The following is a 12,612-nucleotide window of genomic DNA, read 5'->3' on the forward strand; positions in this document are numbered from 1 at the left end:
TTCCTCATTTCGGTGCCATTTCCATCAGGGAAATAATCCCTTGGGCAAGGATCACCCCGACCACACCGTAAACCGCCAACCAAAGGCGTCGTTCCAACCGTTCAAGCGCCTGTTCAATGCGACTAAGCCGTTGATCTAAAGCTTGAAACTGCAACTTTGTTACCCGCTCATTCGCGTCTATTCGTGCCGCCGCGGCATCAAACCCTTCATAAAGGTACCGCGACCCACCAACATGATGTGGCTGTTCGCTCATTCGTCCTCCGAGAGTTTGGGCAGCCCAAGAATGGCGCGCTTTTCGGTATCCGTCAGGAAGCTTGCATCACTGACCCGCCGCCACTGGTTGTCGCGTTCCGACGACAGCGCCGAGACTTGATCCAGATCCGGTTTCAGCTCGACTTTCTCGCCGCTATAGCGGCTCAACCACTCCGCAATACTTGCCGCAACCCGTGTCGCCAGCGGCACAACCGTCAGCCGGTAAAACGCGCGATTGGCTTCTTGGTAATTCGCATAGGTCGCGTCGCCCGGAATACCCAACAACATCGGCGGCACCCCAAAGGCCACGGAAATCTCGCGCGCAGCGGCCTCTTTGGTCTTTTGGAACTCCATGTCCGACGGTGAGAAGCCCATCGGTTTCCAGTCCAAACCACCCTCAAGCAACATCGGTCGACCCGCGTTCGCGGCCCCCTGATGATAGCTCGACATTTCGTCCTGCAAGCGCTCGTATTGGTCGTTCGACATGCTCGCGCCATCGGGACCCTTGTAGATAATCGCCCCCGACGGACGCGCCGCATTGTCCAGCAAACCCTTGCTCCAACGACTTGCCGCATTGTGCACATCAATCGCGCTTGCGGCCGCTTGCATCGGGCTCAAACCATAGTGATCGTCATGCGGATGAAAGCTTTTTACGTGGCAAATCGGGCTAACATGACCAGAAACATCAAACCGATGCTTGCGCCCCCCCACGGCATATTCATACGCAATCGGCCAGCCATCCGCCCCCGGAACAAGGCTCATCCGGTCGCTGCGCAAAACATGAAGCTCCAAAGGAAGCCCCTCCTCCGCCGCAACAGCCTCAAGATACCCATTCCCCGTCAGCAACAACTGCCCATACAGGTTTTCAAACAATTCCGCCCGTCCCTGCGCCCCGTTTGGAGATGCAATCAACGAAAGAATCGGGTGATCCTCATACCGACGTTCCCGATCCTGAAGCACCAGTGGCAATGCCGCCGCCGCCTCCGCGATCATCTTGACCGACCGAAACCCCACAGGATTATTCGAAAACCCCGTTTTGGTGAGGGAAACAACGTCGCGCGGGCTCCATGCCACACGCCCGGAACCATGATACGCAACCACTGGCCCCGTGGCGGAAGCCTTGGTGGCAGTTGGGCCAGTTGCCGCAACCGTCCCGCCGCGTTTTAGGAAATCAAATACCATGTGAAGAAGCTCCTGTTTCTTCGCCTAAAAGAACACCCACCGGGCGGGCCATCAGAATTCCCAATCGGGTAACCTATTGACACATATGAATAAGAAGGGATGTTTTTGGTTCCATTCTCGTTGAAACCACTCTCTCACAAGTCCCTAAAGAACGCTTAAAGGGTGCGTACGCGGGGGCGTTGCGCCATCTTGTTTGGGGTGATCAAAAGATTGGTGATCGCCCAAACAAGCGCGTCCACACGGTCGGGGCTGCCCTTGCCCTCATACCCTTGCTGCGTCATGCGACACATCTGATCCTCAAGCGCTGTGAACGCCCCCAAATGGTGCACGCGACCTTGGGCATATAATGCCGCCACAGGCTCGGCCCGCGCCGCTTTCCCCTTGCTCGCCCGCACCGCTTTGTAACTCACCATCGGGTCCAACTGTCGGATCACCGATTCCACCAAATCACCGCCTTGATTAACCTCGGCGACCAAACAATCGGCACCGTGGCGCTCCATCGCATCTAGTGCGGCTTGCGCCCAAACGCTGGGCGCGGCCCCGCTGATCGTCGCGTCTTCCAACACAACGGCATACCAGTCTTTGGGTTCGCCCACAGTGCGCGCGCCCACCACTAAAATCCCACATTCGTCGGACCCTTTATGGCCCGTCACAGGCGGATCAACCGCCACAACGATGCGTGTTAAATTGTCGGCCTCATTGACCCGCGCCTGATCCAACGTCCCAAGCGTCCACATCGCACCCTGAGTGTCTTCCAGTAAAACACCGTCCAATTCCTGCCGCCCCAAACGGGTGCCCGCATACCGCGCACGCACTTCTTCAAGGAAACTCGCCGCCAAATAGGCGCGATTTGCTTCGGTTGGCGCTTGTGTCACAACCGTCGACTTATTCCCTAAAATGCCTTTTAAAATCGATATATTACGCGGGGTTGTTGTCACGCATTGGCGTGGCATATCCCCAAGGCGCAGCCCGAATTGCAGCATATCCCACGCCTCTTCGGCGCGCTTCCATTTCGCCAGCTCGTCCACCCAAGCCGCATCAAACTGCGGCCCGCGCAGGCTCTCTGGATCATGGGCCGAAAAAATCTGGGCAATCGCCCCATTCGGCCAAACCAAACGCTTCCGGCTGGCTTGCCACTCGGGCCGACGATCTGGCGGAGAACACGCCAAAATGCCGCTCTCGCCAAAAACCATAACTTCGCGCACTTGATCAATCGTTTCCCCAACGAGCGCCACACGACGCGAGCGACCCGGATCGAGGGGGCGCGCCCCCTCTACCTCCGACCGTATCCACTCGGCACCAGCACGGGTTTTACCCGCACCACGCCCTCCCATAATCACCCAGGTGCGCCAATCGCCTGTCGGCGGGAGTTGGTGCGGTAGGGCCCAAAATTCAAACAACCAAGGCAGAGCCAAAAGCGACTCGTCCCCTAATTCATTCAGAAACGTCTCCTGTATTGTTTGCTCTGCGCAAGCGAGCCAAGCGGCTCCCGATGTCAAGGCGTGCTCGGTCAAAGTCGAGCGCGAAGTCATGGACAATTCCGGACTTTTGTTTGCGAAGTTTTTCAACACGCGACCTTTCCTCAAATAGAGTTTGCAAGGCTTTGGACAAATCCTTCGAAAGCGCAACGGCCTCCTTCGTGTCCAAATCTTGGCTTGTTTCATTTGTTTGCAAGACGCCTTCGACGGCACCGATCAAACGTTGAACCTGTTTTTCGGCCACCAAAAGCAAGCTTTCGGCACTGCCAATATCCTCAATGGGTGTAATAAGTGTCATATTCCTATTGTCCGCCTCTCATGCTTTGCCCGCACGAGAGAAATGTGGCTCAATCTAGCGCTCTAAAATGGCGCTTTTAACGGGGTCACATCCCTTCTAGCTCGACCTGTAAATTGACACATCAGGGCCAAAAAATCAATGATTTCGAAGTGTTGCGCGGCAACACCCACCGAACGCACCCCCACGCAACTCCCAAAAAACAAAGGGAAACCTGTCGCAAACGCGCACAAAAAAGGCGCCCGAAGCGGACGCCTTTTCCTTCATTTCCTGCCGCTGAAACCCCTAATTTTCGGGTGTCTCAGCTTCGATTTTGCGCCAAATGGCTACGTTGTCATTGTGCTCCTTAAGCGTCGTGGCAAAGGCATGTCCGCCCGTCCCGTCCGCCACAAAGAATACGTACTTCGTGCTGTCTGGGTTGACCGCAGCTTGGAGTGCCGCCTTCCCTGGATTGGCAATGGGTGTCGGTGGTAGGCCCGCGTGAACATAGGTGTTCCACGGCGTATCTCCGCGCAACTCACTCTGCCGCAACCCGCGTCCCAACGCGCCTTTACCTTCCGTCACGCCATAAACGACTGTCGGGTCCGTTTGCAAAAGCATCCCTTGGTTCAAGCGGTTCACAAAAACGCTGGCAACCTGCCCACGTTCTTCCGCAATCCCCGTTTCTTTCTCAATTATCGACGCGAGAACAAGCGCTTCCTCCATTGTCTCAATCGGAAGATCTGCGGCGCGGTTGGACCACGCTTCCTGCAAATCCGCGGCCTGCCGATCTTTCATCTCCGCCAGTAATTCTGCGCGCGTCTCGCCGGACGCCACTTCGTAACTCCCCGGTGCCAGCCATCCTTCTGCTGGAATTTCATCAACATCACCCGTCAAGAAATCCGCCGCCTTCAGCGCCTCAACAACCTGCCAACTTGTGGCCCCTTCAGCAAGGGCAACTCGGTACCGCAAATCTGCATTCTGCCGCGCCTCCTCAAACCCTTCTGGCACCGCGTCCGCGACCGGATCAAAAGCGAATTTTTCTTCAAATCGATTGGTCGCAGGGTCAAGCTCCCTTAGTTGAACTTCGCTGCGTAACACACCGATTCTATAGACAATTTCCGACCCACAAGTAGAGCGACCATTGCCCGTTACGATATCAACAATGCCTTCCATCGAGGTTCCAGCGGGCACCAAAAAGCTCCCCGCCTTAAGAGCGGCAGCCTTGTCGGAATAATTAACGCCAACACGGAAAATATACCCGTTGGTGATTGCCGCCTCTTTTTCCAAAATATCGGCCACGGTCCCCATTTTAAATCCCGAATCCACCTTCAAGCAGATCGCGGTTTCAAGCGGGCCTTGGGCTTCATATTGCTTGGTCGCCCACATCGCGACGCCGCCGAAGCAAAACAAAATAAGCACCAGGAAAGTCAGGGCGCTTGAGGCCAGATTTTTCCACATTAGTCTTTTACCTTACCAAAGATAACGCTCGCATTTGTGCCACCAAACCCAAAGGAGTTGGACAGCGCGACGTCAATTTTACGTTTCACCGCTTTGAGCGGCGCCAGATCAAGGCGTGGCGTCACATCAGGGTTCTCAAGGTTGAGCGTTGGCGGTGCAACTTGGTCACGGATCGCCAGAATACAGAAGATCGCCTCAATCGCCCCCGCAGCCCCCAAAAGGTGCCCCGTTGCCGATTTTGTAGAGGACATCGTTGCCGTATCTGCAGCATCCCCCATCAAGCGTTCCACCGCGCCGAGTTCAATCGTGTCGGCCATCGTAGAGGTGCCATGTGCGTTGATATAATCAATATCCGCGGGGGTAATCCCCGCCCGCTTGATCGCCGCCGCCATGGAACGATAACCGCCATCCCCGTCACTCGCAGGGGCCGTAATGTGATACGCATCCCCCGACAGGCCATAGCCCAAAACTTCGCCGTAAATCTTCGCACCACGGGCTTTTGCATGCTCGTATTCTTCCAGAACAACAACACCAGCCCCCTCGCCCATCACGAATCCATCGCGATCACGATCATAAGGACGGCTCGCCGTTTTGGGATCGTCCCCACGCGAAGTCGACAACGCCTTACAGGCATTAAAGCCCGCGATGCCAATCTCGGAAATTGGGCTCTCTGCCCCCCCCGCGACCATCACATCCGCATCGTCCAACATGATCAAACGCGCCGCGTCGCCAATGGCATGCGCGCCCGTCGAGCACGCCGTCACAACCGCGTGGTTGGGGCCTTTAAAGCCGTATCTTATACTCACTTGGCCCGACGCAAGATTGATCAATGCACCCGGAATAAAGAACGGCGACACACGGCGCGGGCCTTTTTCCGCCAAAACAAGCGCGGTTTCCGCAATCGACGACAACCCGCCAATGCCCGAGCCAATCATCACACCCGTGCGGCATTTGCTTTCTTCGTCTTCCGGAATCCAGCCTGAATCTTCAACCGCTTGGGTCGCAGCCGCCATCGCATAAAGGATGAAATCATCGACTTTACGGCGGTCTTTGGGCTCCATGTATTTATCGGGGTTAAACGTGCCATTGCTACCGTCCCCTAAGGGGATTTCGCAGGCATATTTGGTGGCAACACGTTCGGGATTAAACCGCGTGATCGTCCCTGCCCCAGATTCTCCGGCGATCAGACGGCTCCATGTTTCTTCAACACCGTCGGCCAATGGTGTGACCATTCCCAAACCTGTGACAACTACTCGACGCATAGCGTTTCTCCCGCCTTAAACTTTTGTTCCTTGCTTGATATCGTGCTCTCCCCCTAAGGAGCAAGGTAAAGAAACAACCCTAGGGGATAAAATCCCCCCGTTTTCGTCCTCCAAACCGGCTTACCCCCTATTTTCGCGTCAATATTTATTAAGGCAAAGCGGCAATCGCGTCCGTCAGATTTCGCGTAATTTTGACCAAAACCTCGCGTTCCTCTTCGCTCAGTGCCCCAACCAACTCGGCCTGACGCGCCACATGATCCTCCACCACGCGATCAATCAGCGCGTGCCCCGCCGCCGTCAGGCAAATCAAAAAACCACGCTTGTCCTTTGGATTGCCCCGCCGTTCCACCAGCCCCGCCGTCACCAACCGATCAATCCGATTGGTCATCGTGCCAGACGTCACCATCGTGCTGCCAATCAACGCCCCCGGCGAGAGCGAAAACGGCGCGCCCGAGCGGCGCAACGTGGCGAGTACATCAAAGCTCGCAGCCGTTAAATCATGACGTTCAAAAACCCGTTCCATCTCTTGGTTCAACACATTGGCCAAACGCACAATGCGGCCAATAACCTCCATCGGCCCGACATCAAGTTCGGGCCGCTCCTGCGTCCACTGCGCAACAATTTTGTCAACATGATCCATACACACAGGATGCTGGTTTTTATCTTCACGTCAAGAATAAAGGAAATACACCTTGCAATAACTGGTCAACCATTTATCTTGACGTCAAGACGAAAGGACAAACCCCATGTCTTCCAAATCGACCCTCTATCTCGCCGCCCTTGCGCCCATCCTATGGGGCACGACCTATATCGTGCTCAAAGATTTTCTGCCGCCCGACCATCCGATGGGTATGGCGGCGTGGCGGGCCCTACCTGCGGGCCTTGTGCTATGGCTCTTTTCGCGCGAAATCCCCCACGGCATCTGGTGGCTGCGCGCGACCATTCTAGGTGCGCTAAATTTCGCCATTTTCTGGACGTTTTTATTCTATGCCGCCTATGCCCTCCCCGGCGGTGTCGCCGCAACATTGGGTGCGCTTCAGCCTCTTATGGTCGTCTTCCTCGTCAGAATCGTCCTGCATCGCCGCATTCGCCCGCGTTCCTTTTTTGCTGCCAGCCTTGGCGCGTTCGGCATCGCGGTCTTGGTTCTCACCCCCGCCGCAACGCTTGATCCCCTCGGCATTCTGGCGGGGATCGTAGCCGCCGCTTCCATGGCTTTGGGCAATGTCCTCACCCGCCGCTGGACGCCGCCAGTCTCGCTTGTGGGGTTCGTCAGTTGGCAACTTATCGCCGGAGGCCTCATGATCGCGGCTCTCGCTGCTGTTTTCGAGCCACCAATGCCCAGTTTTACCGCGCAAAACTGGCTCGCCCTCGCCTATCTAGCCGGATTCGGCACGGCAGGCGCGGTCTTCCTTTGGTTTCGCGGGCTTGCAACACAGGACACGGAAATCATCTCGGCCCTCGGCCTCCTTAGCCCTATCACTGCGGTACTTGTTGGCTGGACCTTTGCAGGTGAGACGCTCTCCCCCCTCCAAATCGGCGGCGCGATTATAACCCTCTGGGCCGTCTGGCTGGCTCAAACCAAGGGGAAAAACCCCCAACCGACTGCTGAGAAAGCATAATAACGAAAAACGGCGCCCCCCATTAAGGGAGCGCCGTTATAGCTAAAAATTCTGTGAGAGGCTTAGGAAGCTTCTGTGATGAACTTCGTCGCGTCGCCGAAAGTTTGAATAGTTTCTGCAGCGTCGTCAGGGATCTCGATGCCGAACTCTTCTTCAAACGCCATAACCAATTCAACTGTATCAAGGCTGTCTGCGCCCAAATCGTCGATGAAGGAAGCGTTTTCAACGACTTTCTCTTCTTCTACACCAAGGTGCTCTACGACGATCTTTTTAACGCGATTTGCGATGTCGCTCATATTATTTCCTCATTCTAGTGTAGGGTGCTACCACCCGTTTCTTTCCTGCCCAGAGTGGGCGACTTAAGCCCTGCTAACGCAGGAAATCCGGCAAACGCTTATTCCGCTGTCGGTTCTTCTGCGCTTCCTTTAGCATATCAATCCGCCAAGGCAAACGCTTTCCAGAAGATAGATATACATTCTTAAGGATCAAGAGCGCAAATTATTTTCTCACTCGGACCCTATTCTAAAAATAGTTGCGGGGCATCCCCTAAATTAAGGCATGCCCACACTTTTAAGCCCTAGAGCATCGCCATGCCGCCATTCACATGTAACGTGGTTCCCGTCACATATGCGGCCTCTGGGCTGGCCAGATATACAACGGCTGCGGCGATTTCGGCGGGTGTTCCCATCCGACCGGCAGGAATCTGCACGTTGATCTTATCTTTTTGATCATCCGTTAGCTTGTCCGTCATCGGCGTCGCAATAAAACCGGGAGCCACAGCATTGGCGGTGATTCCGCGCGACGCAACTTCATAGGCAATCGATTTGGTCATCCCGACCATCCCTGCTTTGGACGCGGCATAATTGGCTTGGCCGGGATTGCCCGTCGCGCCAACGATGCTTGATATATTAATAATCCGCCCCCAACGCGCCTTCATCATCGGGCGCATCACGCCACGACACAGGCGCATTGTTGACGTCAGGTTCACGTCAATCACCGAGGACCATTCCTCATCCGACATCCGCATAAACAGCTGATCGCGGGTGATCCCTGCATTGTTCACCAAAATATCAACGGTGCCCATAGCGGCAATCGCTTCTTTAGGAAGCGCATCCACGGCCGCCGCGTCACTCAAGTTACAAGGCAAAACATGCGTCCGCTCGCCCAATTCTGCCGCCAGTGCCTCAAGCGGCTCAACCCGTGTTCCCGAAAGGGCCACCGTTGCGCCCGCACCATGCAAGGCCCGCGCAATTTCGCCGCCAATACCACCAGACGCACCCGTAATCAGCGCGCATTTCCCTGTAAGATCAAACATTTGCATTCCTTATTTCGTGCTTTCAACTGCCGCAAGGACGTCCTCGGGCGTGCCCACAGCGCGACAAACCACGTCTTTGTTAATTCGGCGGATCATCCCCGCGAGGGCTTTTCCCGCGCCAATTTCCCAGACCTCAGTCACCCCTTGGCCTGCCATATACTCCACAGATTCGCGCCACCGCACTGAGCCCGTGACCTGAGCAACCAGCAAGTCGCGGATCTCACTCGGCGACGTTGTCGCTTCGGCGCGCACATTGGAAATCAGTGCAACAGACGGCGCCTTGATCTCCACATCTGCCAAAGCCTGCGCCATGATTTGCGCGGCAGGCTCCATCAACGCGCAATGGAACGGCGCACTTACAGGGAGCAAAATCGCACGTTTTGCGCCACGGGCTTTCGCAATCTCAATCGCGCGTTCAACGGCCTCTTTGTTGCCTGAAACCACAACTTGCGAAGGATCATTATCATTGGCCGCCTGACAAATCTGCCCCTGTGCAGCCTCCTCGGCAACCTCTTTTGCAGTAGCAAAATCAAGCCCCAACAAGGCCGCCATCGCGCCAATACCTACCGGAACCGCCTTTTGCATGGCCGCACCACGGATACGCAAAAGGCGCGCAGTGTCCGCGAGTGACAACGCACCCACCGCCGTCAGTGCTGAATATTCGCCAAGGCTGTGCCCCGCGACAAATGCCGCATCCGTCACCAAAACACCTTCGGCCTCAAGCGCGCGCAACGCGGCAATCGAGGTGGCCATCAACGCGGGCTGTGCGTTTTGCGTCAGGGTCAGATCGGCAATATCACCGTCCCAAATCATCCCGCTCAAATTCTCGCCAAGCGCCTCGTTGACCTCGTCAAATACTGCCTTGGACGCAGGATAAGCTTCTGCAAGAGCCTTCCCCATGCCAATTGTTTGGGCGCCCTGCCCCGGAAATACAAATGCGCGCATGATACCGCTTCCTTTTTATAGTTTTCTTTTCAAATACAACGCTGCGCAGCTTTTCGCAATGTTCGCCTTTGCAACCGCGCGCAATACTTGTGTGTACCTGCACGTATTCACGCCTTTGCTTGCCACCCCCACGCACCTATAGTTTGCGCAACCAATTTCGGAGCAAAACATGGCCCTCACCAATTCGCCCGCCCTTTATGGCAGCGTCACCAAAACCTTTCACTGGCTCACCGCCCTTCTTATTTTCACCGCGTTCCCCCTTGGCATGATCGCAAACGACTTCCCAATGGCAACGAGCGACGAGGTCGCGCAAAAAGCGTGGCTCTTTAGTGTGCATAAAACCGTCGGCATCACTCTGTTTTTTGTGGCCGTCCTGCGCATTCTTTGGGCAACGACCCAACCCAAACCCGGCCTGCTGAATACCGACAAACCCGCCGAGGCCACGGCCGCTGAGGCCGTGCATTGGCTGCTGTATTTCTCCCTCGTTCTTGTGCCCCTGTCGGGCTGGCTTCACCACTCCACCGCGGCCTTTAGCGCGCCGATCCTGTGGCCCTTTAGCGCGATCCTCCCCGAACTCCCCAAATCTGAATTGTTCTCGCATATTACGTCTGGCTGGCACGGAGTGTTCACTAAGCTACTTCTCGCCTCCCTTATTCTGCACGTCGCAGGAGCCCTGAAACACGCCTTTATTGATCGCGACTCCACGCTCAAACGCATGCTTCCCGGAAAAATGAGCACCCCGACCCTGCCACAGCAACGCCACAGCAAAACCCCGCTGGTGATTGCAGTGGCTCTCTATGGTGTCGCCATAGGGGTGGGCACATTTTTGGGTCTGCAAACCCCTGCCGCCGCGCAAACCAACCTCGCAGACGTGCAAAGCGACTGGACCGTGGAAAGCGGCACCATGGCCGTCACCGTGCAACAATTGGGCAGCGCCGTCACTGGCAGCTTCGCCGATTGGACTGCCGATATTGCCTTCGATCCCACTTTGGAGGGCGACAAGAAGGGCCACGTCGAAGTAACCGTCGCCATCGCCTCCTTCACCCTTGGCTCCGTCACAGATCAAGCCATGGGGCCAGACTTCTTTGACGTATCCACCCACCCGACCGCCGTTTACGCCGCCGATATATTCGCAACGGGCGACACGTATGAGGCGCGCGGGACCCTCACTCTTAAAGGCACAACCTTGCCATTAACCCTGCCGTTCACCCTCAGCATCGAGGATGATGTTGCGACAATGGCGGGTGCGGCCTCGCTGGCGCGTCTGGATTATAGCATCGGAGCGGCCATGCCCGACGAAAGCAGCCTCGGCTTTGACGTCGACCTCAAGGTAGATTTGGTCGCCTTCAAGTAGCGACAACAAAAGCAACAACAAAAAAGGGGCCTCGCATCGCTGCGAGGCCCCTTTTCTGTGAGGTGTAGAAAACTTATTCGGCTTGCATCGCCTCAACAGAGATCGCGATTTCAACTTCGTCGCCCACGAAGGGAACAAAGGCGCCAAGTCCGAATTCGCTGCGCAGAACCGTTGCTGTCGCATCAAATCCAGCCCAAGGCGTTTTAGCCATAGGGTGCTCTTCCATTGCCGCGTTCAAAACCGCATCCAAAACGACGGGTTTGGTAATGCCATTGATCGTCAAGTCACCCGAAATTTTCGCGTTGGTGTCGTCTGTAACTTCAATGTTTGTGGACACAAACGTCACATCCGAATTTTCCGATGCGTTGAACATATCTGGCGACATGAAATGGTCATAGCGCGCTTCCCAGCCTGTCAACAAAGTCGTTACAGGGAAGGACACCTCAACCGAACTTGCTGCGGGGTCTTCTTGGTCGAACTGGATGTTTCCGTCAAAACCCGAGAACATGGCCGTGGTTGTAGAAAGGCCGAGATGGTTGATTTTGAAAACGATCTGGCTGTGGCTAGGGTCGAATTTATAAGCAACAGGTGCGGCAACTGCTGCGGAGGAAACGCCTGCAAAAGCAAGGGCAACGACGGCGGACTTCAGGGTAGTGGTAAACATTATTAAAGCTCCAAAAGATTGAATGTCTGATGGAGCTTAGATGTTCATTGATGGCATATTTCTCAACCCACGTTCCCTCCACAGGGTCTGTGCACTTGCGCACAGTTTTGCGGCGGAAAACCGATTGCACAGAGTTTGACGCGCCCCTATTGTGCTGGGATCGGCATTTCGCGTTCATGACGCACTATCGCACCACGTCGCGGCGTAACGACCGATGCTTTCGCCATTTCAGCCTCGCCCATGAGGATATCGCGCGCCAAAACCTCGCGCAGCGCTTCAAGGCGGTCGTCCTTATCTGTCACCAGATCAATGCAATGCCCCTGCGTTTTGTGGCGCAACATAAGGCGCGCATAACCGGGCAAATTGCGCTGTGGATCGCGCGACAGGATCACGCTGCGAATATCGTTAAAAGGCATCCGCCGCAAAACGAGGTTTTGCCCCTTTTTGTTGCGCAAAACTTCGCGCAACTCGCGCTTCACACTGTCCACCTGTAACTCGTAGGTGGTGCCTTGCACCGCAAACCAAAGCGCCAAGAGACCCGTCAGCACAAGCACCCCAGAGAGCGCCGCTTTAAACAACGCGATATCGGCCCCCATTTCGGACCCCGGCATAACCCACATTCCAACGGCGATTCCGATGGAAACAAGGGCGACGCCCCCCGCCAATGCCTGCGCAAACCGCGCCCAAAATCCGGTATTGCCCGGCATCCGCACGGCATATCCCCACGAGGTCGCTTGGATCGCAAATTTCTTGGACCGCGCCGCAGCGGCAATTAACTTGCTCTTGTCTGACATGTGATTGATCAT

The 12,612-nt window shown here is 55.7% G+C and carries 14 protein-coding genes; 2 read left to right on the plus strand and 12 right to left on the minus strand.

The window, feature by feature from the left end; translation table 11 throughout:
* Nucleotides 1-4 precede the first annotated feature (4 nt).
* The 7 genes from AB9F26_RS16020 to AB9F26_RS16050 all read right to left on the minus strand — a co-directional run bounded on the left by AB9F26_RS16020 (nucleotide 5) and on the right by AB9F26_RS16050 (nucleotide 6,549).
* Nucleotides 5-253 carry a hypothetical protein gene (locus AB9F26_RS16020; RefSeq protein ID WP_335584262.1) on the minus strand — a complete coding sequence of 83 codons (249 nt, stop codon included), beginning with the start codon at nucleotides 251-253 and terminating at the stop codon, nucleotides 5-7.
* A complete protein-coding gene (locus AB9F26_RS16025; RefSeq protein WP_369768463.1) occupies nucleotides 250-1,434 on the minus strand; it encodes a phage portal protein in 1,185 nt (394 codons plus the stop codon). The genes AB9F26_RS16020 and AB9F26_RS16025 overlap by 4 nt, the downstream gene beginning before the upstream one ends.
* A 155-nt stretch (nucleotides 1,435-1,589) precedes the next feature.
* Nucleotides 1,590-2,966, minus strand: a complete 1,377-nt coding sequence (locus AB9F26_RS16030; RefSeq protein WP_369768464.1) for a DNA-packaging protein — start codon at nucleotides 2,964-2,966, stop codon at nucleotides 1,590-1,592.
* Nucleotides 2,869-3,210 (minus strand): hypothetical protein, encoded by a 342-nt coding sequence (locus AB9F26_RS16035; RefSeq protein ID WP_039002062.1) that lies wholly within the window; start codon nucleotides 3,208-3,210, stop codon nucleotides 2,869-2,871. Before AB9F26_RS16035 ends, AB9F26_RS16030 begins: the two co-directional genes overlap by 98 nt.
* Nucleotides 3,211-3,492: 282 nt before the next feature.
* Entirely contained in the window at nucleotides 3,493-4,647 is a 1,155-nt protein-coding gene (mltG, locus tag AB9F26_RS16040; protein ID WP_335584266.1) for an endolytic transglycosylase MltG, read from the minus strand.
* Nucleotides 4,647-5,909, minus strand: coding sequence for a beta-ketoacyl-ACP synthase II (gene fabF, locus AB9F26_RS16045; RefSeq protein ID WP_369768465.1), 1,263 nt, complete (start codon nucleotides 5,907-5,909; stop codon nucleotides 4,647-4,649). Before fabF ends, mltG begins: the two co-directional genes overlap by 1 nt.
* A 148-nt stretch (nucleotides 5,910-6,057) precedes the next feature.
* Nucleotides 6,058-6,549 carry a MarR family winged helix-turn-helix transcriptional regulator gene (locus AB9F26_RS16050; protein ID WP_369768466.1) on the minus strand — a complete coding sequence of 164 codons (492 nt, stop codon included), beginning with the start codon at nucleotides 6,547-6,549 and terminating at the stop codon, nucleotides 6,058-6,060.
* Nucleotides 6,550-6,655: 106 nt separating this feature from the next.
* Between AB9F26_RS16050 and AB9F26_RS16055 the strand changes: the two genes are divergently transcribed.
* A complete protein-coding gene (locus AB9F26_RS16055) occupies nucleotides 6,656-7,528 on the plus strand; it encodes an EamA family transporter (RefSeq protein WP_369768467.1) in 873 nt (290 codons plus the stop codon).
* 62 nt (nucleotides 7,529-7,590) lie between these two features.
* On the opposite strand, the gene AB9F26_RS16060 is transcribed toward AB9F26_RS16055, so the two are convergent.
* From AB9F26_RS16060 to fabD, 3 genes are all read right to left on the minus strand, one after another.
* Nucleotides 7,591-7,824 (minus strand): acyl carrier protein, encoded by a 234-nt coding sequence (locus AB9F26_RS16060; RefSeq protein WP_039002057.1) that lies wholly within the window; start codon nucleotides 7,822-7,824, stop codon nucleotides 7,591-7,593.
* Between the two features lie 281 nt (nucleotides 7,825-8,105).
* Nucleotides 8,106-8,843 carry a 3-oxoacyl-[acyl-carrier-protein] reductase gene (fabG, locus tag AB9F26_RS16065; RefSeq protein ID WP_369768468.1) on the minus strand — a complete coding sequence of 246 codons (738 nt, stop codon included), beginning with the start codon at nucleotides 8,841-8,843 and terminating at the stop codon, nucleotides 8,106-8,108.
* 9 nt (nucleotides 8,844-8,852) lie between these two features.
* Nucleotides 8,853-9,791 carry an ACP S-malonyltransferase gene (fabD, locus tag AB9F26_RS16070; RefSeq protein WP_369768498.1) on the minus strand — a complete coding sequence of 313 codons (939 nt, stop codon included), beginning with the start codon at nucleotides 9,789-9,791 and terminating at the stop codon, nucleotides 8,853-8,855.
* Between the two features lie 166 nt (nucleotides 9,792-9,957).
* On the opposite strand from fabD, the gene AB9F26_RS16075 reads away from it, so the two are divergent.
* Nucleotides 9,958-11,142: a cytochrome b/b6 domain-containing protein gene (locus AB9F26_RS16075; RefSeq protein WP_369768469.1), complete on the plus strand. Its 1,185-nt coding sequence runs from the start codon at nucleotides 9,958-9,960 to the stop codon at nucleotides 11,140-11,142.
* A gap of 73 nt (nucleotides 11,143-11,215) precedes the next feature.
* Here the strand turns inward: AB9F26_RS16075 and AB9F26_RS16080 are convergent, their stop codons facing one another.
* Entirely contained in the window at nucleotides 11,216-11,806 is a 591-nt protein-coding gene (locus AB9F26_RS16080) for a YceI family protein (protein ID WP_369768470.1), read from the minus strand.
* 146 nt (nucleotides 11,807-11,952) lie between these two features.
* A complete protein-coding gene (locus AB9F26_RS16085; RefSeq protein WP_369768471.1) occupies nucleotides 11,953-12,612 on the minus strand; it encodes a hypothetical protein in 660 nt (219 codons plus the stop codon).

This window comes from Falsihalocynthiibacter sp. BN13B15, assembly GCF_041205415.1.
Taxonomy (GTDB): Bacteria; Pseudomonadota; Alphaproteobacteria; order Rhodobacterales; family Rhodobacteraceae; genus Falsihalocynthiibacter; species Falsihalocynthiibacter arcticus.